The organism is Streptococcus timonensis, assembly GCF_047463455.1.
Lineage (GTDB): Bacteria > Bacillota > Bacilli > Lactobacillales > Streptococcaceae > Streptococcus > Streptococcus timonensis_B.
The window spans coordinates 1-24,458 of record NZ_JASHDV010000004.1; the positions used below are offsets into that span (position 1 = coordinate 1).

Here is a 24,458-nt window from a genome sequence, read left to right on the forward strand (position 1 = left end):
TTCTACTGCAACACACTCATAGTCCGTACGGGATTCGAACCCGTGTTACCGCCGTGAAAAGGCGGTGTCTTAACCCCTTGACCAACGGACCCGAGCTTTTTGACTCTTTCTATTATACCTACTTTTTCTCCCTTGTCAACTAGTTTGAACAAATTTTTTTAATATGGTGAAAAATCTTTTAAGAGAATTCGTAGTTCCTTTAACAGCTTCCTTCTTCCTTTAAATCTTTCATCAGCAACTAATTTTTCAAACAGCTCTAAATCATTTTTATTTAAACCCTTTTTATATTTTTTAATCATATCGTGTAGTGCATAGTACTCATCTAACGAGAGTCCTCCATCTGTAATACGGTGACTTATCTCACTGACTTCTTCATATACTTGTCGATCCAATTTTCTTTTTTGGCTTTCTTGTCTACGTATTGCATCCAAAATTCTATTTCTAAATTTTGTTTTAAAATAAGTATATATTTTTTTATCTTTCCTTTCTATCAATTCAGGATGTTCTTGTAACAATTCATACAGACAAATCATGCCTTCTTGATCCCAATCTTCAACTTCCCACAAGTGTAGATAGTATTCTTTTCGACATTTATGAACAATTGCTTTTACTTCTTGATACTTTTTTTCTAGCATATTTCCTCCTTTTTCTCCAATGAGTATATCAAAGCTTTATAAGAAATAATCCTATTTTCTTCCTCTTGTTGATTTTTCCGCCTCTTGTGTCTTTTTTTATTAAAATTTCTTTTTTTGTGCTCTAAAATGTTTAAAAACCAAAACAAAATGACAGGATATGATTTCCTGTCATTTTTAAAATTCTATAAATTACCGGAATAAATCTACAATCGTATCCCATACTGTTTGAGCTTTTTCTTTAATTTTAGCTTCTGAAATCGCACGGCCAGCTTCATCAACTATATTTTGAGCTTTACTGCGTATATCAGTTAACAAGTCATTTGTTTGTGACTCTGTATTCGTAGTCTCATTTTTTATGTTTGCTGGTGCAATACCATTTATTTCATAAGCGTTTTGAACTGTAAATGTGCTTCCTGGTGTATAAGGAAGAATCGTTTCGGATATATTCCTAAATATATGGGCGGCACCATTTGAAGTTGAACCAGCTAGGTAGTGACTCTCATCCGTGGTCGGGAATCCAAGCCAATGGCTAATGACGATATCAGGTGTATATCCAATAACCCATTGATCACTTGTATACTCTGGATTAAAAACAGTTTCTGTTGTTCCTGTTTTCCCAGCCATGACATAATTTTCTGGAGAAGAACTAATACCCGTCCCATTTGTGAAGGTCCCAAGCATCATGCTAGTCATCTTATCAGCTGTATATTTTTCCATAACTCGTTTTTGGGAATTCTTATGTGTAGCGATGACTTGCCCACTGGCATTCTCAATACGAGTGATAAAGTGAGCTTCTGGCATCAAACCTTCATTTGCAAATGCTGCATAAGCCTGAGCCATCTGAAGTGGATTGGTTTCTACTCCACCACCCAGTGCTACGCCTAATACTCTATCGACACTGCTCATGTTAAGGCCAAACTTTTCACCAGCCTCGAAGGCCTTATCAATTCCAAGTTCTTTCACAGTTGCCACTGCTGGGAGATTTAAAGATTCAGCCAAGGCTTGATACATTGGAATTTCTGGAGCCGTCTTAATGCCTGCATAGTTGTCTACCTTATAATCACCGTACTGCATGGTATGATTGTCTAACTCTTTGTTGATTGACCATCCGGCTTCAACTGCTGGAGTATAGACTACCAGTGGTTTAATAGTTGACCCTGGGCTCCTTTTTGATTGAGTTGCATAGTTAAAATTTCGGAAACCCGGCTTATCGCTTCCAGCAACACGACCAATAACGCCTCGAACTCCGCCTGTTTTTGGCTCTAATGCAACACTTCCTGATTCAGCATGGGTTCCATCTTCAGCCGTCGGAAACAAGGAGGTATCTTCATAGATAACCTGCATATTAGCTTGGTAATTTTGATCTAGTTCTGTATAAATTCGATAGCCGTTATTAACAATTTCTTCTTCTGTTAAATGATATTTTTCAACTGCTTCATTAACAACTGCATCAAAGTAAGAAGGATAACGGTAGTCTGAAATTTTCCCTTCGTATGCATCATGCAACTGAGAGGCCATATCAACCCCAGCCGCTTCTGCTTCCCTGTCTTCATCAATATAGCCAGCAGCAACCATATTTTGTAAGACTGTATCCCTACGATTAGTCGAATCCTCAATTGAATTCAATGGATTATATATTTCCGGCCCCTTTAGCATTCCTGCCAAAGTTGCTGCTTGATCTAGAGTTAATTGTGATGCTGAAACGCCGAAGTATTTTTTACTTGCATCTTCAACCCCCCAAACTCCATTACCAAAATAAGCATTATTCAAATACATGGTTAGAATTTCGTTCTTGCTATATTTTTTGGTTAATTCCAAAGCTAAGAAGAATTCTTTCGCCTTTCTTTGAATAGTCTGATCTTGTGATAAATAAGCATTTTTAGCCAACTGCTGAGTGATGGTAGAACCCCCACCTGAGCGACCAGCAGTTAGTATTGCCATGAAGAAACGAGCGTAATTTATCCCATCATTTTTGTAAAAACTGCGGTCTTCCGTCGCAATAACTGCCTTTTGCAAATCTTCGCTAATATCCGTAAGTTCAACATAGGTTCCTTTTTGGCCAGATAAGGCTCCTGCTTCATTCTCCTCTCGATCCAAAATTACCGTTCGAGTTTTCAATGCATTTTGCAAATCTGTTACATTTGTTGATTTCGCCAAGGCGAAAAGATAGACTCCAACAAGTAAACTTGCACTAAGGCCCAGAATAAGAATGATTTTTGTCAGATGGTAGCGACGCCAAAACTTGCGAATGGGCCCAATTTGCCCAGCTTTCTTACGATTACCTCTCGAACGACGCAAGTCACTCTGCTCACTTTCTTCTATTTCAACATCATTAATCTCAATGTCTTGAGTTTCATTTTCTTGAATTTCAGTTTCATCCTTTTTAAATAAGGAAAGAAATCTTTCAAATAAATTATCTAATTTCATGCGTTTATTTTATCATCTTCACCTTAGGAAGACAAGAATTAAGCTAGTTCCGCTATCCAAAGTGCCTATTTTTTGTTACAATAACTGTATGAAATTTACCTTTATAATTCCCGATTCTTTACCTGAAATGACGGTTAAAACTTTCTTAGAAGAACAGTTACTTATTCCTAGAAAAATCCGCCATTTCCTAAGGACAAAAAAGAACATTCTTATCAACCAAAAAGAAGTTCACTGGCAACAAATCATCAAATCAGGGGATAAATGCCAATTAACTTTCGATGAAGAAGATTATCCAACAAAGGAAATCTCACTGGGAAACTCTGATCTCGTACAAGAAGTTTATCAAGATCAGCATTTAATTGTCGTTAACAAACCTGAGGGCATGAAAACTCATGGCAATCAACCTAATGAAATAGCCCTTCTCAATCATGTATCAGCTTATGTCGGTCAAACATGCTATGTTGTTCATCGTCTTGATATGGAAACCAGTGGCCTCGTTCTCTTTGCTAAAAATCCTTTTATCCTTCCTATTCTCAACCGTTTACTAGAAAAAAAAGAAATTTCTCGTGAGTATTGGGCTCTAGTTGAAGGGGCATTTAGAAATAAGGAACTTGTTTTTCGAGATAAAATTGGTCGCAGTCGCCATGATCGTAGAAAACGACTTGTTGATCCTAAAAACGGTCAATTCGCTGAAACGATTGTTACTCGATTAAAGAAGTTTGAAGACGGTTCTTCACTCATTCGTTGTAGGCTAAAAACTGGACGGACACATCAAATTCGTGTACATCTTTCCCACCACAATCATCCTATCCTAGGTGACCCTCTATATCATCCAAAATCTAAAACACCTCGACTAATGTTACATGCATATAGGCTATCTTTTACTCATCCTTTAACTATGGAGAAAATAAAATTAAGTGCTTTATCCGACTCCTTCGAGGCAATATTAAAAGCAAAGGATGACCGTTAAGTCATCCTTTTTCTAAATTAAAAAGGCAAGGTATGAAACCTTGCTTTTTATGTCTCAAGAATTATTTAGCAATTTTAGCGAAGTATTCAAGAGTACGAACAAGTTGTGCAGTGTAAGACATTTCGTTGTCATACCATGAAACAACTTTAACCAATTGTTTACCGTCAACGTCAAGAACTTTAGTTTGAGTTGCGTCAAACAATGAACCGTAAGCCATACCTACGATATCTGAAGAAACGATTTGATCTTCAGTGTAACCGTATGATTCGTTAGCTGCTGCTTTCATAGCTGCGTTCACTTCATCAACAGTAACGTTCTTTTCAAGAACTGCAACCAATTCAGTAACTGATCCAGTTGGAGTTGGAACGCGTTGTGCAGACCCGTCCAATTTACCGTTCAATTCTGGGATTACAAGACCGATAGCTTTAGCAGCACCAGTTGAGTTAGGAACGATGTTTGCAGCACCAGCGCGAGCACGACGAAGGTCACCACCACGGTGTGGCCCGTCAAGGATCATTTGGTCACCAGTGTAAGCGTGGATAGTAGTCATCAATCCTTCTACAACACCGAAGTTATCTTGAAGAGCTTTAGCCATTGGAGCCAAGCAGTTTGTAGTACATGAAGCACCTGAGATAACTGTTTCAGTACCATCAAGAATGTCGTGGTTAGTGTTAAATACAACTGTTTTAACGTCATTTCCACCAGGAGCAGTGATAACAACTTTTTTAGCTCCGCCTGGGTGCAAGTGTTTTTCAGCTGCATCTTTCTTAGCGAAGAATCCAGTTGCTTCAAGAACGATTTCTACACCGTCGTTAGCCCAATCGATTTGTTCTGGATCACGTTCTGCAGAAACACGAACGAATTTACCGTTAACTTCAAATCCACCTTCTTTAACTTCCACAGTTCCATCGAAACGACCTTGAGTTGTGTCGTATTTCAACAAGTGTGCAAGCATAACTGGGTCTGTAAGGTCGTTGATGCGAGTAACTTCAACACCTTCTACGTTTTGGATACGGCGGAAAGCAAGACGACCAATACGTCCGAAACCGTTAATACCAACTTTAACTACCATTAGTGATTTCCTCCTTATGAAAATCATGAAATTTTTATTGTGAAAAGAGTAACTTGAATCACTACAAATCACCTTTCAACGTTCTTATTATATAACTATTTGAGTTAAATTGCAAGCGCCGGCCTTGATTTTCAAACTACTTTCTTTTTAATACCGTGCTCCCCTATTCATAGCGTAAAGATTCCACTGGATCCATTTTGCTAATTTTACGAGCTGGGAAGTAGGCTGAAATATACCCAAGTAGTAAAGCAAAAATTAGAGTTCCAAAAATTGAGAGAAGATTCAATTCAAAAACTTTAGAGATAGACGGATAAAAATGATGAACAGTAACATTCGCTAGACTGCCTATCCCTTGAGCAATGATGAAAGCTATAAACAAGGCAATTCCTACAATCCAAAGAGCTTCGTAGATAAAAATTCCTTTCACATCCCTATTTTGATAGCCAACGGCCTTCATGACACCGATTTCCTTAGAACGTTGCATGATATTGATATAAATGATGATGCCTATCATAACTGCTGCCACCACAATCGCTTGTGAAGAAAGAACAATCAGTAATCCCTGGATGACACGAATAAAGGTAATCACAATATCAAGAACAGCCTGTTGAGAAAGAACTGTATACTTCTTATTTTTCTGCAATTCTTCTGTTACTGTTTTCGTACGAGATGGGTCTTTAAGTTCTAAAATAAAATAGGATACGGCCTTTGTGAATTCAGCTTCTTTTAAAATCGTTTCCATTTGATAGGCTGGCATAAAACTGTTACTATCTTCTGCATCATCTTCATCATTGATTACACGCACAATATGAGTTTGAAATTGAGAAGTCTTGCTACCTTCAGCAGCATTTTCTACAATGCTTGCTAATACTTTTTTGCCTATAACATCACTAGCTGTAAGATTTTTCCCTGTTTGTTCATTCCAATTTTTCAGTAGACTCATCGGAATCGTTAATCCCTGTTCGTTAACATCCGTATAAAGAGAGCCTGCTAGCACTTTTTCTTTTTCATTGCTAGTAACAGAAATACTTGTATCTTCATACAAACTCACGACCTGAGCGTAAGAAGGCAGGGCTTGGCTAAAATCCACTTCGTGTCCGTCTATGCTAATCTTTGACATGGTCATACCAAAAGGGCTCTCTAGATATTTAATATTTTCTTTCCCAATCGTATCTGTGATATAGTTCTTATCTTCTTGGTTTAGAAAACCTCTTCCAGCAACGCTTGAATTCAGTGCAATCTGAACTTGGGAAGGGAGCTTACCTCCGTTGGTATTTTCATCAATCATCGAAATCAAGGCATTCCCTAGACCAAAAGAAATCAACACGCCTACAAAACCAATCGAGGTTGCTACTGCAATCAACAAGTTACGCCACTTTCTTTCCATAAAGTTACTCAAAGAAAGTTTGAATTTATTTTTAAAGGACAATCCTTTATTTTTTGACTTCTTCAACGACTTCACCATCCTTCATTTTGATAATCACATCTGCATATTCAGCTACTTCTGGGTTATGAGTCACAATCAGTACTGTTTTCCCAGATTTGGCCAAACTTTTGAACACTTCCAAAACCATCTCCTGAGATTGCGAATCGAGCGATCCAGTTGGTTCATCAGCTACAATCATATCCGGTTGATTGACCAGAGCACGCGCAATCGCTACACGTTGTTTTTGACCTCCAGAAAGTTGCTTGACATTTTTAGCCATAAAAGGTTCCATGCCTAGACTAAGAAGTTGCTCCTGAGCGATTCTTGTCATTTCTTTATCCGATAAATCTTTGACATAGAGAGGCAACTTGACATTATCTAGAACAGATTGATGGGGGATGAGATTGAAGTTTTGAAAGACAAACCCAATGTTGTCTTTGCGAAATTGAGTCAATTCAATCTCCGATAGTTCTCTGAGAGACTCCCCTTTAAAATCTAAAACTCCCTCGTACTCCCTATCAAGACCACTGATGATATTCAGTAGACTGGTTTTTCCACAGCCTGACGGACCATAAATCGCAGTAATTTTCCCTTCAGCAATCTGCAGGTTAATATTTCTTAGAGCTTGCTCTTTATGTTTGTCGTCCAAAGCGTAAAATTTTGAAATATTTTTCATGGATAAAAAGGACATTATAATCTCCTTTAATTACTTGTGATACCGTGTACCGATACAAACTATATTTATCTATCAGATTCAAAAGGAATCAAAGAATTCCTCTCTCTTTTTTACGAATTCATTGTAACAAAAAAGCGACATTCCTCCAATGACAGAAATGTCACTCATATAAAGCATTTAAAGATATCTTTCTAAATCCTCGGTCCATTCATTATCTAAACTAACGAGTAACTGCTCATTACCAAACATCCTTGCCATCATTTTTGCTTCTTCATACTTTTGTTTGGCTGTTTCATAATCCGTCTGAATATAATATTTCCACTCAAGCATCAAGACAATCGGTTGTTTTTGAAAATCTCGTGTTTTTTGCCCTATTTTATTTAACGTTTCAACTGCCCTCTTAAAATAATGAAACAGCCCCATAATCTCTATACAAGTTAAAGAAGCCAGTAAGGAATCTCTAAGTAAGTCTAAACAATCGAACTCTATCTTATCAATCTGCGAACTTAGTTTCTCATGAAAATAAAGAATATTCTCATACTCAAATTCTTTTATTTCACCCGCTTTCAAACCATCCATTAAGTTACATACAAGATACAACCTCAGTCTTAATAGATCCTCCGCTTTATATACATCTCTGGATAGTAAGTCCTGCAGTCCATTTTCAAGCACACTTTCACCATACAAGGAATTACTAGTTGCTCTTACTGCATCTATGGCTTGAAGACAATCCACTAGCACTTTCTCATCACGTGGCAAATCATCATAAAAATATTCGAAAATCTCATCAAAATATTCTTCCTTCTGTTCCTGCAACTCTTTGTCTCCATAGTCAGGATGATGAAGAAGAAAGTATTTTAATTCTTGGTAACGTTTAGGTAATTCCTTATAGTCTGGCATCAAGACATAGGATGGAATATCTAGCCTATTCGCTATATATTCTAGTGTTTTTATCGTAGGACGAAATTCTCCTTTTTCGATGCGGACCAACTGACGGACTGATAATTCTGACTCATCTCCACAAAAAACTGGACGACTAAGTCCTTTCTCTTCTCTAAGAAGTCTTACCTTATCACCTAATTCATTCACTGCTCGCACTTACCCTCGCATCATTATAAAAACTTTGAAATTCAAACAAACTTACATGCTCATTCTAACATTTTTCAATTAATTTTACAAAAAATAGAGACAGGATTTCTCCCGCCTCTAGGCTGATAATCTATTATTTACGACGTCCTGGACGTTCTGCATAACCATAGTAAGCATCTGCCATGATTTCTTCCATGTGAGATACCATTGGTAAGCGTGGGTTAGCAGGTGAACATTGGTCTTCGTATGCAAGCAAGGCAATTTCATGCAAGCTGTCTTTCCAAGCTTTTTCATCAATTCCTTGATCCTTGAAGTTCATCTTGATACCTACTGCAACACCAAGTTCGTAAACAGCTTTAGCGTATGCTTCAACTGCTTCTTCAGGAGTTGAGTGAGGCAAACCAAGCATTTTCGCGATGTCTTGGAATTTCTCATCAGCTTTCCAGTAGTTGTATTTAGGCCATGTAGTAGTCTTAGATGGACGAGTTCCGTTGTAACGGATTACGTATGGAAGCAAGATAGCATTTGTACGTCCATGAACAGTGTGGTGAACCGCACCGATCTTGTGGGCCATTGAGTGGCTCATACCAAGGAAGGCATTGGCGAAGGCCATACCTGCCATTGTAGACGCATTATGCATTTTCTCACGAGCTTCTGGATCAGCTGTTTTAACTGATTTTTCCAACCATTCAAAGACAAGTTTGATTGATTGAAGGGCGATACCATCTGTGTAGTCGTTAGCGAAGTTTGAAGTGTAAGCTTCAGTTGCGTGAGTCAAGACGTCCATACCTGTATCAGCAGTGATGAAATCTGGAACTGATTCAACCAAAGCAGGGTCAACAATCGCAATCGTTGGTGTCAATGAGTAGTCAGCCAATGGATATTTACGGTTGTTTTTCTTATCAGAGATAACGGCAAATGGTGTTACTTCTGAACCTGTACCTGAAGTTGTTGGGATACCGATGTACTTCGCTTTCTTACCAAGTGATGGGAAGCGGAAGGCACGTTTACGGATATCCATGAATTTTTGAACCAAGTCACGGAAGTCGATTTCTGGTTGCTCGTAGAAGAGCCACATTACTTTAGCAGCATCCATCGGTGAACCACCACCAAGAGCGATGATTGTGTCTGGTTCAAATGCTCTCATCACTTCAGTACCACGTTCTACAGTTGTGATATCTGGATCTGGTTCAACATCTGAGAAGACTTGGACAGTTACACGGTTGCTACGTGCGTTCAATTGATCGATAACTCGTTGAACAAAGCCAAGTTTTTCGATCGATTTGTCAGTAACGATCATAACGCGTTCAATATCTTCACATGTTTGAAGGTATTGGATAGAATTGCGTTCGAAGTAAATTTTTGAAGGAACTTTAAACCATTGCATATTATTTCTACGTTTCCCTACTTTCTTGATGTTTAGAAGGTTAATAGCACTCACGTTATCACCAACTGAGTTGCGTCCGTATGAACCACATCCAAGTGTCAATGATGGAATGAAGGCATTGTAAACGTCACCGATACCACCAAAAGTAGATGGAGAGTTCCAGATAATACGCATTGCTTTGATTTCTGTACCAAAGCGTTTAGCTAGCTCTTCGTCTTTTGTATGGATAGCTGCTGAGTGACCAAGTCCATTGAACTCAACCATTTGACGAGCTTTTTTAAGTCCATCTTCAGTATCTTCAGCTTTCAATACTGCAATGACTGGTGACAATTTTTCACGAGTCAAAGGCTCATTTTCTCCAACTTCTGCACATTCTGCAGCAAGGATATTAGTTTCTGCTGGCACTTTGAAACCTGCTTGTTCTGCAATCCATGTTGCTGGTTTACCAACGATGTCAGCATTCAATTTTGCTCCAGCACAGTTCTTGCTGTTTGCTTTAGCGCCAAAGCAGAATTGTTCCAAGAGGGCTTTTTCTTTTTTATTAACAAAGTAAGTGTGGTAAGATTTGAATTCTGCAACAAATTCGTCGTAAACTTCTTTATCGATGATAACTGCTTGCTCAGACGCACAAACCATACCATTGTCAAATGATTTAGACATAACGATGTCATGAGCTGCTTGACGAAGGTCAGCTGATTTTTCGATGTAGGCAGGAACGTTTCCGGCACCTACCCCAAGAGCTGGTTTACCACATGAGTAAGCTGCCTTAACCATGGCATTCCCACCAGTAGCAAGGATAGTTGCAATACCATCATGATTCATAAGAGCAGCTGTTGCTTCCATAGATGGTTCTGTAATCCATTGTACACAGTTTTCAGGAGCTCCAGCAGCAATCGCAGCATCACGAACAATTTGAGCAGCATGCGCAGAAGATTCTTGAGCAGACGGGTGGAAAGCAAAGACAATTGGATTACGCGTCTTCAATGAGATTAAAGCTTTAAAAATCGCTGTAGATGTTGGGTTTGTTGTAGGTGTAACTCCACAGATAACCCCAACAGGCTCTGCAATTTTAGTCAAGCCAGTAATTGGGTCATCTTCGATAACTCCAACAGTTTTCACACCACGCATGTTGTTTACAACGTGTTCACAAGCAAACAAGTTTTTTGTAGCCTTGTCTTCAAATACACCACGTTCTGTTTCTTCGATTGCATGTTGAGCCAAAATTCCGTGTGCATCAAGTGCTGCAACTGATGCTTTAGCCACAATGTAGTCCACTTGCTCTTGATTTAATTTACGCATTTCCTCAAGTGCAACTAAACCTTTTTGTACCAAACCATCTACGTGCTTCTCTGCAGCAAGTTGTCTTTGTTCAGGTGTTACAGTTTTTTTATCAGCCATATTTTCCTCCATAGCTTTAAAGGAATTTATCCCTTTGTTAATTTTTTCACAAGTTTATTATAACTCTTTTTTAAAATTTTGTAAATAGTTTCACATAGATTTTCATAAATTTTTTTAGGAACTAGTTTTATTACGGGGGATTGAGCTTCTCTAAAACTATTTGGGCAATCAAAAAAGCTCCTTTAGAAAGAAGCTATTTTGATTGTTGAAATAGGCCTTGCTTGAAGTCACCTTCATAGACCAATTGTTGTTCAGTCGTTAATTTTCCTTTTCCCTCTGCCTGCCCATTCACAAAGTCACCCTCATAAACCCAACCATCTTTGGCTTGGTAAGTTCCCTTTCCATTGAAAGCGCCATTGCTAAAATCTCCAGTATAGGTATCTCCATTAGAAAAAGTAAGGGTCCCTTGTCCATTCATTTTGCCACGGACCAGACTGCCATCGTATACGATTGTATCTCCGTCAAGTTTGAGAACAGCCTTTTTAGGTAGACTGCTGTATATTACAAAGATGGCACACAAGCCTATAACCACCATTGTTGCAATCTCTAAACGAGGGCGTGTTAGGTAAACACGATATTTTTCATAGAGTTTTTTTATATTATCCATTTTTAGTCTCATTTTCTAAACGAACTAACCAAGCTTGGCAGCCAGTTAATACTCGATTGTAAGTTTCTTCAAAATCACCTGTGTACCAAGGATCTGGAACACTTTCCTCAGCAAAAGGATATATCTTGTGTCGATAAGCGCTAGGACACATCTTAAGTAAATCAGAAACATTAGACTCATCCATGCCAAGAATATAGTCAAAATGTTCAAAATCATCTTTTGAGATTTGTTGCGAGGACTTGATGCTATCATAGTCGACACCATGTGTCTTGAAAATGCCTTGAGTCCCCTTGTGAATAGGATTTCCATGTTCCCAAGATGACGTAGCCCTGCTTTCAATCTGGTAATGATCTGTTAAGGATTTCATGACAAATTCTGCCATAGGGCTACGACAAATATTGCCCAAACACACAAAGACAATTTTTTTCATTATTTTTCCTTTATATTTATATAAAAACGGGAATGATTCCACCCCGTTTTAGTCTTCAATTGCACTACCCTCTTCGATCACTGCTCCCTCAGGAGTAATAGCTTCTTTGATTGGTAACACAGTTTTAATAGCTCCAAGTTCAAAAGTCAAGTAAACTCCGTCTACATCAAGTACGATCGTTCTGTTTTCGGTATCAACTTCATCAACTGTACCGTATAAACCACCGATAGTAATGACTTCATAGCCTTTTTGAAGTTTATTGAGACTCTCCATGCGTTTTTCAGCTTGTTTCTTTTGAGAACGTTGCATAAAGAACATCAAGGCAAACATCAAAACAAGCATAATCAAGAATGTTAAATTCCCACCCATTATTTTTTCTCCTTTGTAATTCAGATAAAACTACTATATCAAATTTCACTATTTTTTACAAGATTGCACCTTAGTTTTAGGTCAATAAAAAACCAGAGCAAAGCTCTGATTTTTCTTATTTCAAGTTGTTTACAAGTTCTACTAAGTTTTCAACTGTAAATCCATACTCTGCCAACACTTTTGAAGCTGGGGCAGATGCTCCAAATGTATCAATACCGAGAACTGCTCCATCAAGACCAACGTATTTGTACCAGTTTTGAGTCGCTCCCATTTCAACCGCCACACGGCGACGAATCGCATTTGGTAGGATTTCTTCTTTGTATGCGGCATCTTGTGCATCAAAGACATCCGTAGATGGCATGCTGACTACGCGAACTTTTCCACCTTGACTTGCCAATTCCTTAGCAGCTGCAACAGCTAGGTTCACTTCTGAACCTGTTGCAATCAAAATCGTGTCAAAGTCTGCTGCATTTTCATAGACAACATAAGCACCTTTCGCAACCTTATCAAAGTCTGTTCCTTCCTCAACAGTCAAGTTTTGACGAGTCAAGACGAGGGCAGTTGGTGTCTTTTCACTCTTCACTGCTAGGTACCAAGCTGCTTGAGTTTCACGCGCATCTGCTGGACGGAAAACATTCAAGTTTGGAATAGCACGAAGACCTGCCAAATGTTCAATCGGTTCATGAGTTGGTCCATCCTCACCAACAGCGATTGAATCATGGGTAAAGACATAAGTTACAGGAAGACCTTGCAAGGCTGACAAACGTACAGCCGCTTTCAAGTAGTCTGAGAATACGAAGAATGTTCCACCATAAACACGAAGTCCGCCATGAAGAGCCATTCCGTTCAAAACAGTACCCATTGCAAATTCACGAACACCAAATTGGATATTACGGTTCAGGCGATTTGCATCGTCCTGAAGTCCGTCAGTTTTGATGTAAGTCATATTTGAATGAGCAAGATCGGCAGAACCACCTAAAAAGTTTGGCATTTTTTCTGCTATAACATTCAAAGCATCTTGGCTAGAATTACGAGTTGCTTGAGAGAAACCATTTTCTAGCACTGGGAAATCTTCTGGCTTCAAGTCAACTGGATCACGTCCATCAATGATTGCTTCCACTTCTGATGCCAGTTCTGGGTAAGTTTCTTTATAATCTGCAACTAGTTTTGTCCATGCTTCATATGCTGATGCACCTCGGTCCGCCACATTTTCTTTGAAGTCTGCATAAACTTCCGCTGGGATTTCAAAAGGCTCATAGTCCCAACCAAGCGCTTGACGGGTTGCTGCAGTTTCATCAGCACCAAGAGGAGCACCGTGCACTCCATTTGTCCCTTGCTTATTAGGAGAACCATAACCAATGATTGTTTTAACTTCAATCAAGGATGGTTTCCCTGAAGCCTTAGCTTCTTCGATAGCTGCTTGAATAGCTTCTAAGTCTGTCCCATCTTCTACTAAAACTGTATGCCAACCATAAGCATCGTAACGAGCGCGAACATTTTCTGTAAATGAATCTTTTGTTTCACCATCTAAGTTAATGTCATTTGAATCGTAGAGAACAATCAACTTGTCTAGTTTTTGCAAACCTGCGTATGAAGCTGCTTCACTGGATACACCTTCCATCAAATCCCCATCTCCACAGATGACATAAGTATAGTGATCAAAGATATTGTAGCCTTCACGATTATATTTAGCTGCAAGGAAACGTTCTGCTTGAGCAAAACCTGTCGCAGTCGCAATTCCTTGTCCAAGAGGACCTGTAGTCGCATCAACTCCTGCTGTATGACCGAACTCTGGATGCCCTGGGGTTTTTGAGCCCCATTGACGGAAGTTCTTCACTTCATCCATGCTTACATCTTCAAATCCAGATAGGTGAAGAAGAGCATAGAGGAGCATTGATCCATGACCTGCTGAAAGAATAAAACGGTCACGGTTAATCCAGTTTGGCTGTGCTGGATTGATACGAAGATTTTTTGTAAAAAGATTGTAAGCCATCGGAGCTGCACCCATAACCACCCCTGGGTGACCTGAATTAGCTTTGTTAATAGCGTCAATACCTAAGAAACGAATAGCATTAACAGATAGATTTGACATAGAATTTCCTTTCTATTTAAGGTGATAAGTTTATCACATACCCTATTCTACTATTATATGAAAAAACAGATAGAATAGCAATAATACAATTTACTATAAAATGGCTAGCCCGAAGAGCTTAACTCCTAGTAGCTTGATAGTAGGGCAATAACCTCTGATAAGCTTTTTCTAAATCTACTAGTAACACTTCAATGCTAGTTTCAGAACTAATAGGAACATTGGTCTTAACTAATACTTTACGAATCCTACGACTATCCAGCTGATTCTGTAAGAAGTTTCTATTTTCTTCTGTAGCTTCTATTCTATAGCTCTCACCATTTTCCTGAACCCAATAATATACCCTTTGGGTCACTGGAATAGTCAATACCTTTGCTTGTTTCATCAATGAATTCTCATCCCTCTTCCTTTCAATAAAGCTGACTTCAAGGGAAATCCCAAAATTATTCGTATTTCCGTATAAACGGAGGGCCAGCATTGGATCTGCAACTGATCCATCTGACTGTAAATAGGCCCAAAAATGAGGACGAAGACGTTGAGCTTGATTCATCCACTGACTAGTCGGATGCAAGTCCCAATCAGAATACATTTCTTGAAAAAGTTTGGCTATTTGAGTAAATGTTTTTCGTGCCACCTGGCCTTTTTTTCTTAGAGATAGCATTCTATCTTTGGCATCCCCAGCCTTCTCGGGACTCCGATACTGTTCTCCTTCGTGAATAAGATAATCCTTTATTTCTCTCATTTGCTTCCTTCTATATTAGAAAAATCAGGGAAACCCTGATTTTTATTTCTATTTTACTCTGTATCGACAACTACGTAACGGTTCGGTTCGTCACCTTCTGAATAACTAGTGAGTCCCTCCATACGTGAAATAATACGGTGGATAATTTTTCGTTCACTACTTGACATCGGATCTGTCATTTGACTACGCCCTTCTTCAAGAGCTCGTGTCGCTAGTTTTTGAGCATAACTCTGTAAAACTTCTGCACGATGCTCTACATAATCATTAACATTGATAGTGATGTAGAAAGTTTTTGAATAACGGTTATAAAGATAATTTTGTGCCAAAAGTTGAAGAGATTTCAAAACTTTACCATGGTATCCAATGATACGCCCTGGCTCATTTGTATCAATCTGCATATTGATTGAACGACGATTAGAAGTGCTTGAAATGGCCCCTTCTACATCCATATCATCAATGATTCCTTGAACATAACCAGTCACATCTTCAACGACTTGATCTATATCATAGGTTGCCTCTACCTGAATGCCAAGGTCCTCAAGATTAGAGCTCTCATCAGCTTCCGTAACTTGGTTAGCTTCTGATTGTTCTTCAACTTCTTCAGGTTGCAAGTCTTTCAAAATTTCGATATGTCCAGTTTCTTCCAAAATAGTGCTAGCTTCTTTATCGTTTTTCAAAATTTCAGCCTTAACTTCGTCAGATACCCCTTGACCCTCTTCTTCAATTTTCTTAATAGCTTCAACCACATGACCTAAGTCAACTGTTGCTTCACTCACTGTCTTAACGGGCTCATTTTGTTCATTGATTTCTTTTGGAACGCCTTTGATAGCTTGCTGATTAGCTTTTACGACTGTCGTCTCGCTGATTGGCTCAATATCAACCTGGGCTGGTTTTTTACCAAAAAGACCCAAAAATCCATTTTTCTCTCTAGAAATAACTTTGATATGAGCTTTCATTCTAGGAATTTCTAATTCTTTTAATCCATTCTGGATTGCTTCTTCAACAGTTGAACCTGTAAATAATACCATTACTAGATTCCTCCTTACTTTTTCTTTTTCTGTGCTTTTTTCAAAGCTTTTCTTTTCTTAACTTCTAAATCTTTCTTAGCTTGAACTCCAGCTTCGCGTTCAGCAATAATCTTGAAAGGATTGTTCAAAATATAGGTTTGCAATACTTGATAAGCATTTGAAACCGCCCAGTACAGAGCGACACCACTTGGAGCAGATATTGCAAAAAAGAAGATTATGACAGGCATCCCATACATCATACCCGTCATAGCACCATTTTTCTCAGGCAAGGCTTTATTTGAAAGCCAGCTACTGAGGAAGGTAAATAGGGCGGCCAAAATAGGTAATACGAAAGTTGTATCAGCTCCACCTAAATTGAACCACAAGAAATGCCCAGTCTTCAAAAAATCTACGTTTGATAAAGCTTGGAAAAGAGCCAACAGAATTGGCATCTGAATCAAGAGTGGCCAAAATGATGCAGATTGCTTTATGCCTAATTCTTTAAATAGTTTACGTGTTTCCTGATCCAGCTTGGTACGACTTTCCATATCGCGCCCCGGATACCGCTCGCGTAATTCTTTGATAAGAGGTTGCGCCTCTTGCATTTTTCTGGATGCCACCATTTGTGTTTGAAAGACTGGTAATAGTATTGTTCTGATCAAGACTGTGAACAGAATAATCCCTAGACCAATGCTTACATCAAATGACAAAAAACGAATGGTTTCAGCAAAAAAATAAACAAGTCTACTCCAAAAATCGGTCGAATCAGCAGACACTTCACTAGTTGTACAAGCAGTCATTACCAACAAGGACAAACCTAACAAACTAGTCAATTGTAATTTCTTCTTCACTCTCATTTCCTTCCTGGTATATATTTGCTAATCTCAGTACATGTAGTAGGTTTTTCTCTATCTCGGCGTAGTTCATTTCTTCTACACCTTTGCGGGCAATTACAACAAAATCGAGATTCTCGATTATCTGATCCTTATGCGCAATCAGAACATGGCGAATTCTTCTTTTAATTTGGTTTCTCGTCACAGCATTTCCTAATTTTTTACTGACGGATAAACCAACTCTAAAATGTTGCTCACTGTTTTCTAATCGGTAAACAACAAATTTACGATTAGCTACACTTTTCCCTTCTTGAAATATTGCATTAAAATCTTTCTCTTTTTTTACACGAAAGCTTTTTCTCAAAAATCCTACTCCATCTAATAAAACTACTACTATTATACCATAATTTTTCAAAAAGCCAATCATGGCAAGGTTTTAGACTGATTTGACTACAAAAAAGTAACCATTTTAAAAAATTAATTAGAATAAATGAGATTTTACTACTTTTTGAGACTATAAAACAAAAGCCACTCTTACGAGTGGCTTTTGTAGGAGATTATTATGAAAAAGTTTAGGATTTCTATTAAATAAAGTTAGGAGGTCTTTATTTAATGATTATAGTATACACACTTATCCTTAAATTGACCTTAAACCATTTTATTTTTTTATTAATTTTTAAAACTATGGATTGGAGCCGGAATTTGACCTCCACGAGCAATAAAGTCGACTGATGAAGCCCCGTTGACCTTCATTACTGGCGCCGTCCCCAATAGGCCTCCAAACTCAATCATATCGCCTTCTTTACCCTTTGGAATGATACGAACAGCCGTTGTTTTCATATTAATGACACCAATTGCTGCCTCATCCGCGATCATGGCCGCAATGGTTTCGGCAGGTGTATCTTCAGGGATAGCAATCATATCCAAACCAACTGAACAGATAGCTGTCATGGCTTCTAATTTCTCAAGATTTAGGGAACCATTCTGCACCGCAGCTATCATACCCTCATCCTCTGAAACTGGGATAAAAGCACCTGACAGACCACCGACTTGGTTGCAAGCCATTACTCCGCCTTTTTTTACTTGGTCGTTTAAAAGAGCTAAAGCGGCAGTGGTCCCATGAGTCCCAACTGTTTCAAGTCCCATTTCCTCGAGGACCCGAGCTACAGAATCCCCCACTGCAGGAGTAGGTGCTAAACTCAAATCAACAATCCCAAAATCAACTCCTAGTCTTTCACTAGCCATCTGGCCAACTAATTGACCAATCCGAGTAATCTTGAAGGCTGTCTTTTTAACAGTCTCTGCCACTACATCAAAGCTTTGCCCACGAACTTTTTCTAAGGCACGTTTGACTACACCAGGACCTGAAACACCAACATTAATAATAACATCAGCTTCGCCAACACCATGAAAGGCTCCTGCCATAAAAGGATTGTCTTCAACTGCATTGGCAAAAACGACTAGTTTAGCAGCTCCCATATCAGAAAGACTAGCAGTTTCCTTAATGATTCGTCCCATATCTGCAACTGCTGTCATATTGATTCCAGACTTAGTTGATCCAATATTTACTGAAGAACAAACTTTATCAGTTTCAGCTAAGGCACGTGGAATCGAGTTGATCAGTATTTCATCTCCTTTTTGGTAGCCTTTTTGAACCAAGGCAGAAAAACCACCAATAAAATCAACACCAATTTCTTTTGCTGCTCTATCCAAAGCTTTGGCTAACGGTACATAGTCTGTTGCATCTGTAGCAGCACCAATTAGGGAGATTGGTGTTACTGATACACGTTTATTGACAATGGGTATACCTAACTCAGCAGCGATTTCATCACCGACAATGACTAAATTTGCCGCCTTAGTAGTTATTTTTTTGTAAATTTTCTCAGCAGCACGATTAATATCTGGATCGATACAATCCAAAAGCGAAATCCCCATGGTGATGGTACGAATATCGAAATTTTGCTCTTCAATCATTGCAATAGTTTCTGTAACTTGTCTAATATCCATCATTACCTCCTAGATATTATACATAGCATCAAAAATCGCTGCACTTTGAATATTAATCTTAACATTCAAGGTCTGACCAAAGGCTTCAAATTCATTACGAAGATAGGTGAAATCCTGTTTATTAGCACTAGAAACAACAGCCATCATCGTAAAATACTCATCCAAAACAGTCTGTGAAATATCATCAATATTCAATCCTAACTCTGCAATCTTTGTTGCTACACCAGCAACAATCCCAGATTTATCTTTACCAATTACTGTAATAATAGCTTTCATACTTACCCTCTACTCATTAAATTTAGACAAACTGAAGTATTTTGGTTTTCTATTTCACTAGTATAGCATATTTCAGATAAAAATACGCAAAAACGCCTGCTTACGAAATTGTTCTTAAGCTAAAAACAATTTCGTAAACAAGCGTCTACCCTATCATCTTATGATGAGTGTTCCCGCTAGGATATAAATCCTAGCGGTAGACCAGAGCTAGACTAAGAGCCACAAGACTCCATCATCATAACACTCAACAAAATTGATGATTTTATACTAATTCGATAATCGCCATTGGCGCTGCATCACCACGACGTGGTTCAGTCTTAAGGATACGAGTGTATCCACCGTTACGTTCAGCATAACGAGGTGCGATTTCTGAGAACAATTTTTGAAGTGCTGTAGTAGAAGTATACTTATCAGTTGATTCATCATAGTTTTCAGATGCGATTTCATTACGTACAAAAGCAGCAGCTTGACGACGTGCATGCAAATCACCACGTTTACCTAGAGTAATCATTTTTTCAACAGTTTTACGGATTTCTTTAGCACGAGCTTCAGTTGTCACGATTGATTCGTTGATCAAAAGGTCAGTTGTCAAATCGCGAAGCATTGCTTTACGTTGTGAGCTAGTGCGTCCTAGTTTACGGTAAGCCATGTATTCCTCCTTTATTTATCTTTTAATCCAAGACCCAAATCAATGAGTTTGAGTTTCACTTCTTCCAAACTCTTGCGTCCAAGATTTCTTACTTTCATCATCTCTGCTTCAGATTTTTCTGTCAAATCATGCACAGTATTGATACCAGCACGTTTTAAACAGTTATATGAACGCACAGACAAATCAAGTTCCTCAATCGTACGTTCCAAAATACGGTCGTCCGATTCAGTATCTGCTTCTTTCATCACTTCTGCTGACTTGGCAATTTCTGTAAGATTTGTAAACAAATCAAGGTGTTCAGTCAAAATACGTGCTGAAAGCCCTAAAGCATCTTCTGGAATAATTGTTCCATTTGTTAAGATTTCAAGGGTTAATTTGTCGAAACCATCATTGCTTCCTACACGAGCAGGTTCAACTTGATAGTTGACTTTTGTAACTGGTGTATAAATAGAATCTACAGCAAGTGTTCCAACAGGTGCATTATCTCTCTTGTTTTCATCAGCAGGTACATATCCACGACCACTGTTAACAGTCATAGTCGCTTTAAATGATGAACCCTCACCGATTGTGAAAAGATAATGATCTGGATTTACGATTTCAATGTCACTATCAGTTAAAATGTCTCCAGCTGTTACTTCAGCAGGTCCTTCAACATCAAGTTCAATGATCTTTTCGTCTTTTACATAAGATTTAACCGCAATTCCTTTAATGTTCAGAATGATTTGCATCACGTCTTCACGAACACCTGGAATCGTATCAAATTCATGTAGTACACCATCGATATCGATAGAGGTAACAGCCGCTCCTGGAAGAGAAGCAAGAAGTACACGACGAAGAGAGTTACCAAGTGTTGTACCATAACCACGTTCAAGTGGTTCGATTACAAACTTGCCATAATCTTTATTTTCATCAATTTTTGTTATATTTGGTTTTTCAAACTCGATCATTTAGTTACTCCCTCTTAAACGAAAAGCAGTGTAAAGGTAATGATTATACACGGCGACGTTTTGGAGGACGAGCACCATTGTGTGGCACTGGAGTCACATCACGAATTGCTGTTACTTCAAGACCAGCGGCAGCAAGAGCACGAATAGCTGACTCACGACCAGAACCTGGACCTTTTACAGTAACTTCAACTGATTTAAGACCGTGTTCTTGTGCAGATTTAGCAGCAGCTTCTGAAGCCATTTGAGCAGCAAATGGTGTAGATTTACGAGAACCTTTAAAACCAAGAGCACCAGCTGATGACCAAGAAATTGCATTACCATGCACATCAGTAATCATAACAATAGTGTTATTAAATGTAGCGTGAATATGAGCAATACCAGATTCGATATTCTTCTTCACACGACGTTTACGTGTTGGTTTAGCCAAGACTTTTACCTCCTATATTATTTTTTCTTACCAGCAATCGCAACAGCTTTACCTTTACGAGTGCGAGCGTTGTTTTTAGTGTTTTGTCCACGGACAGGAAGTCCACGACGGTGACGGATTCCACGGTATGAACCGATTTCCATCAAACGTTTGATGTTCAAGTTCACTTCACGACGAAGGTCACCTTCAACTTTGATTGCATCCACTTCACGACGGATAGCATCTTCTTGATCAGATGTAAGATCACGAACACGAATATCTTCTGAAACTCCAGCAGCTGCCAAAATCTTTTGAGATGTTGCAAGTCCGATACCATAGACATAAGTCAATGAGATAACTACGCGTTTGTCATTTGGAATATCAACTCCAGCAATACGAGCCATGTTTTCTCCTTTCTATCTTATCCTTGACGTTGTTTGTGTTTTGGATTCGCTGGGCAAATTACCATAACACGACCATTACGACGAATTACTTTACAGTATTCGCAAATTGGTTTGACCGATGGTCTTACTTTCATTTCTTATCCCTCCAAGTTTTTCGATTATTTAAAGCGGTAAGTGATACGTCCACGTGTCAAGTCGTATGGACTCATTTCAACAGTAACACGATCTCCCGCTAAAATACGAATATAGTTTTTACGAATTTTACCAGAAACTGTTGCTAAAATCTGATGTCCATTTTCAAGTTCAACCGTAAACATTGCATTAGGCATAGTATCAACTACTTTACCTTCAACTTCAATCACATCGTCTTTTGCCACGCAAAAGTACCTCCATAAATTTCGATTTGATGCCTCTAGACACAGAGACAACAATTATAAGTCAGACTAACTCAGTATAACATTTGTAGAGACATTTTGCAAGCATGAAAAACGCTTTTATTTCAAATTTGTCAATACTTTTTCGATATCTGCAAAGACTTCATTAATATCCTTGTTTCCTTGGATATCGTGCACCAAACCTTTGTTGCGATAGTAAGCAATAATAGGTTCACCTTGAGCGATATTCACATCTAAACGACGCTTGACAGTCTCTGGTTTATCGTCTTCTCGTTGGTAATAATCTTCCTCTTTATAATTAACTGGTGGATTAAATACCTTATGGAAAGTTTCTCCAGTGACACGGTGGATAATACGACCGCTCAATCGTTCCAAGAGTGAATCCGGGTTCACTTCGATATTAATAACCCCTTCGAGTTCAATACCAAGATCTGCTAAAATTTGATCCAAAGCATGCGCTTGTTCAATAGTACGTGGGAAACCATCCAAAAGGAATCCTCTTTCCTTAATATCATCTTGAGCCAAACGTTCTTTGACGATGCCATTTGTAACTTCATCTGGAACTAGCTCTCCTTTATCGATATAAGATTTAGCAAGAACACCCATTTCGGTTTGGTTGGCCATAGCTGCACGGAACATATCCCCTGTAGAGATATGGGCAACGTTAAATTGTTCTACAATCTTTGCTGCTTGTGTGCCTTTACCTGCTCCAGGTAATCCCATAATCAAAAGATTCATGATTTAATCTCCTTATTTTATTTTTAAGTAGAAGTACAAATATTTTTCTACTCTTACTTAAAAACAAAATAGAAGAGAGGAGTAAAAAATCTGACAAGGTCTTTGATTTTTACACTCCACTCTCTAAGTAATAGTGAATGAATATTTCTATTACATTTATTCTGTTCTATCCATGAAGCCAACATATTTACGTTTCAATAGATATCCTTCTAACTGCTTAATTCCTTCAATACCTGTAGAGATAATGATTAGCAAACTTGTTCCCCCAAAAGCGACAACTTCTGAGAGACCAAATAAATCTTTAGCTACGATTGGTAAGATAGAAATCACACCAAGGAAAAGTGAACCTACTGTTGCAAGGCGACGAAGAAGTTTTGACATATACTCTTCTGTTCCTTTACCAGGACGGACACCGTGGATATAGGCCCCACTCTTTTGTAAGTTTTCTGCAGCTTTCTCTGGATTAATCTGTACGAATGTATAGAAGAAAGTGAAGAGAATAATTAGCAGAGCATACAAAGCAATTCCTGTAGGCGCTGATGTAGATAACATCTCTTGAGCAGTACGAACCCATTCCCAGTTTAGTCCAGTTGCACTTACAAACTGAAGTATTGCTGCTGGCGCTGCTGTAATGGAACTAGCAAAGATAACAGGAATAACTCCAGCTGGATTTATCTTCAATGGAAGATATGAACTAGATGGTGCACCCTGTGCTACCTTTGTATATTGGATTGGGATTTTGTATTCAGCTTGTTGCACGTACGTTGTGAAATAGATAATCAACAAAACTGCAACAATTAAAATACCAACAAAGATTAGTGACGAAGTGAAGCGATCACTCGGTACATTGACAAAGTAATCAACATAGATGCCTTTAATCATGTCAGGAATTGAAGCAACAATTCCGGCAAAGATGATCATTGACACACCGTTACCGTATCCTTTATCTGTAATCTGCTCTCCCAACCAAGTTACTATCATACTTCCCGCAGTTAAAATGATACCAATCATAATAAAAACTTGCGGAGTCAAGTCAGTAGTTAAAAGTTTAGCTCCTGAAAGAGCGTTAAATCCAGCAGTAATTCCGATAGATTGAACAAATGCAAGTACAAGCGCAATATATCGAGTTGCTTGATTTAACTTTCTTCGACCAACTTCCCCTTGTTTCCCCCACTCTACAAACTTTGGCAATAAATCCATTTGTAGAAGTTGAACAACGATTGAAGCGGTAATGTAAGGACTAACACCAAGCGCAAAAACTGAGAAGTTTTTCATGGCATTACCTGACACCAAGCTTAACATATTTAAGAAGGATAAACCGCTCAAAGCGTTTAAGCTATTGGCATTTACCCAAGGAACAGTGATACTAGTTCCGATACGAAATACAAGGACAATAAAAATTGTAAATAAAATTTTTGATCGCACTTGTTTAACTTTGAGTGCTTCTCTCAGTAATTTAAAAAACATAGGTCACCTCTC

General features: G+C 38.5%; 26 protein-coding genes and 1 tRNA gene. 1 reads left to right on the plus strand and 26 read right to left on the minus strand.

Annotation, left to right across the window (positions count from 1 at the left end; genetic code table 11):
• Positions 1-19: 19 nt before the first annotated feature.
• From QM847_RS06805 to pbp2a, 3 genes are all read right to left on the minus strand, one after another.
• A tRNA-Glu gene (locus tag QM847_RS06805) sits at positions 20-91 on the minus strand.
• A 67-nt stretch (positions 92-158) separates the two neighbouring features.
• Positions 159-635, minus strand: coding sequence for a sigma-70 family RNA polymerase sigma factor (locus QM847_RS06810; RefSeq protein ID WP_414354716.1), 477 nt, complete (start codon positions 633-635; stop codon positions 159-161).
• 189 nt (positions 636-824) lie between these two features.
• A complete protein-coding gene (gene pbp2a / locus QM847_RS06815) occupies positions 825-3,062 on the minus strand; it encodes a penicillin-binding protein PBP2A (RefSeq protein ID WP_414354717.1) in 2,238 nt (745 codons plus the stop codon).
• A gap of 88 nt (positions 3,063-3,150) precedes the next feature.
• On the opposite strand from pbp2a, the gene QM847_RS06820 reads away from it, so the two are divergent.
• Entirely contained in the window at positions 3,151-4,032 is an 882-nt protein-coding gene (locus QM847_RS06820; protein WP_269798365.1) for an RluA family pseudouridine synthase, read from the plus strand.
• Between the two features lie 61 nt (positions 4,033-4,093).
• Here the strand turns inward: QM847_RS06820 and gap are convergent, their stop codons facing one another.
• From gap to secY, 23 genes are all read right to left on the minus strand, one after another.
• Entirely contained in the window at positions 4,094-5,104 is a 1,011-nt protein-coding gene (gene gap / locus QM847_RS06825; protein WP_269798364.1) for a type I glyceraldehyde-3-phosphate dehydrogenase, read from the minus strand.
• Between the two features lie 163 nt (positions 5,105-5,267).
• The gene (locus QM847_RS06830; protein ID WP_269798363.1) at positions 5,268-6,569 is read right to left on the minus strand and encodes an ABC transporter permease; all 1,302 of its coding nucleotides are present in this window, start codon (positions 6,567-6,569) and stop codon (positions 5,268-5,270) included.
• Positions 6,538-7,221 (minus strand): ABC transporter ATP-binding protein, encoded by a 684-nt coding sequence (locus QM847_RS06835; protein ID WP_269798362.1) that lies wholly within the window; start codon positions 7,219-7,221, stop codon positions 6,538-6,540. Before QM847_RS06835 ends, QM847_RS06830 begins: the two co-directional genes overlap by 32 nt.
• Positions 7,222-7,383: 162 nt before the next feature.
• The gene (locus tag QM847_RS06840) at positions 7,384-8,304 is read right to left on the minus strand and encodes an XRE family transcriptional regulator (RefSeq protein ID WP_414354720.1); all 921 of its coding nucleotides are present in this window, start codon (positions 8,302-8,304) and stop codon (positions 7,384-7,386) included.
• 124 nt (positions 8,305-8,428) lie between these two features.
• Entirely contained in the window at positions 8,429-11,080 is a 2,652-nt protein-coding gene (gene adhE / locus QM847_RS06845; protein WP_269798360.1) for a bifunctional acetaldehyde-CoA/alcohol dehydrogenase, read from the minus strand.
• Positions 11,081-11,273: 193 nt separating this feature from the next.
• Positions 11,274-11,687, minus strand: coding sequence for a hypothetical protein (locus QM847_RS06850; protein WP_414354722.1), 414 nt, complete (start codon positions 11,685-11,687; stop codon positions 11,274-11,276).
• Entirely contained in the window at positions 11,680-12,117 is a 438-nt protein-coding gene (locus tag QM847_RS06855) for a low molecular weight protein-tyrosine-phosphatase (protein ID WP_269798358.1), read from the minus strand. The genes QM847_RS06850 and QM847_RS06855 overlap by 8 nt, the downstream gene beginning before the upstream one ends.
• 48 nt (positions 12,118-12,165) lie before the next feature.
• The gene (yajC, locus tag QM847_RS06860; protein ID WP_269798357.1) at positions 12,166-12,486 is read right to left on the minus strand and encodes a preprotein translocase subunit YajC; all 321 of its coding nucleotides are present in this window, start codon (positions 12,484-12,486) and stop codon (positions 12,166-12,168) included.
• A 115-nt stretch (positions 12,487-12,601) separates the two neighbouring features.
• On the minus strand, positions 12,602-14,578 hold the full coding sequence (gene tkt, locus QM847_RS06865) for a transketolase (protein WP_269798356.1): 1,977 nt from the start codon (positions 14,576-14,578) through the stop codon (positions 12,602-12,604).
• Positions 14,579-14,696: 118 nt separating this feature from the next.
• Entirely contained in the window at positions 14,697-15,317 is a 621-nt protein-coding gene (locus QM847_RS06870; protein WP_269798355.1) for a ribonuclease P, read from the minus strand.
• Between the two features lie 53 nt (positions 15,318-15,370).
• Complete coding sequence (jag, locus tag QM847_RS06875; RefSeq protein ID WP_269798354.1) at positions 15,371-16,345, minus strand: RNA-binding cell elongation regulator Jag/EloR; 975 nt, start codon at positions 16,343-16,345, stop codon at positions 15,371-15,373.
• A 14-nt stretch (positions 16,346-16,359) separates the two neighbouring features.
• On the minus strand, positions 16,360-17,175 hold the full coding sequence (locus QM847_RS06880) for a YidC/Oxa1 family membrane protein insertase (RefSeq protein WP_185928464.1): 816 nt from the start codon (positions 17,173-17,175) through the stop codon (positions 16,360-16,362).
• Entirely contained in the window at positions 17,150-17,521 is a 372-nt protein-coding gene (gene rnpA, locus QM847_RS06885; RefSeq protein WP_269798368.1) for a ribonuclease P protein component, read from the minus strand. The genes QM847_RS06880 and rnpA overlap by 26 nt, the downstream gene beginning before the upstream one ends.
• 305 nt (positions 17,522-17,826) lie before the next feature.
• Positions 17,827-19,164 (minus strand): PFL family protein, encoded by a 1,338-nt coding sequence (locus QM847_RS06890; protein WP_414354725.1) that lies wholly within the window; start codon positions 19,162-19,164, stop codon positions 17,827-17,829.
• Positions 19,165-19,173: 9 nt separating this feature from the next.
• The gene (locus QM847_RS06895; protein WP_269798352.1) at positions 19,174-19,440 is read right to left on the minus strand and encodes an ACT domain-containing protein; all 267 of its coding nucleotides are present in this window, start codon (positions 19,438-19,440) and stop codon (positions 19,174-19,176) included.
• A 262-nt stretch (positions 19,441-19,702) separates the two neighbouring features.
• Complete coding sequence (gene rplQ, locus QM847_RS06900; protein ID WP_261076466.1) at positions 19,703-20,089, minus strand: 50S ribosomal protein L17; 387 nt, start codon at positions 20,087-20,089, stop codon at positions 19,703-19,705.
• An 11-nt stretch (positions 20,090-20,100) separates the two neighbouring features.
• A complete protein-coding gene (locus QM847_RS06905; protein ID WP_269798351.1) occupies positions 20,101-21,036 on the minus strand; it encodes a DNA-directed RNA polymerase subunit alpha in 936 nt (311 codons plus the stop codon).
• Positions 21,037-21,079: 43 nt separating this feature from the next.
• Positions 21,080-21,463: a 30S ribosomal protein S11 gene (rpsK, locus tag QM847_RS06910; protein ID WP_001118386.1), complete on the minus strand. Its 384-nt coding sequence runs from the start codon at positions 21,461-21,463 to the stop codon at positions 21,080-21,082.
• Positions 21,464-21,480: 17 nt separating this feature from the next.
• Positions 21,481-21,846, minus strand: coding sequence for a 30S ribosomal protein S13 (gene rpsM, locus QM847_RS06915; protein ID WP_004251117.1), 366 nt, complete (start codon positions 21,844-21,846; stop codon positions 21,481-21,483).
• Between the two features lie 17 nt (positions 21,847-21,863).
• Positions 21,864-21,980, minus strand: a complete 117-nt coding sequence (gene rpmJ, locus QM847_RS06920; protein WP_001808836.1) for a 50S ribosomal protein L36 — start codon at positions 21,978-21,980, stop codon at positions 21,864-21,866.
• Between the two features lie 24 nt (positions 21,981-22,004).
• Positions 22,005-22,223 carry a translation initiation factor IF-1 gene (infA, locus tag QM847_RS06925; RefSeq protein WP_001029883.1) on the minus strand — a complete coding sequence of 73 codons (219 nt, stop codon included), beginning with the start codon at positions 22,221-22,223 and terminating at the stop codon, positions 22,005-22,007.
• 117 nt (positions 22,224-22,340) lie between these two features.
• Positions 22,341-22,979: an adenylate kinase gene (locus tag QM847_RS06930; RefSeq protein WP_269798350.1), complete on the minus strand. Its 639-nt coding sequence runs from the start codon at positions 22,977-22,979 to the stop codon at positions 22,341-22,343.
• 156 nt (positions 22,980-23,135) lie between these two features.
• The gene (secY, locus tag QM847_RS06935; protein WP_250307902.1) at positions 23,136-24,446 is read right to left on the minus strand and encodes a preprotein translocase subunit SecY; all 1,311 of its coding nucleotides are present in this window, start codon (positions 24,444-24,446) and stop codon (positions 23,136-23,138) included.
• Between the last annotated feature and the right edge of the window lie 12 nt (positions 24,447-24,458).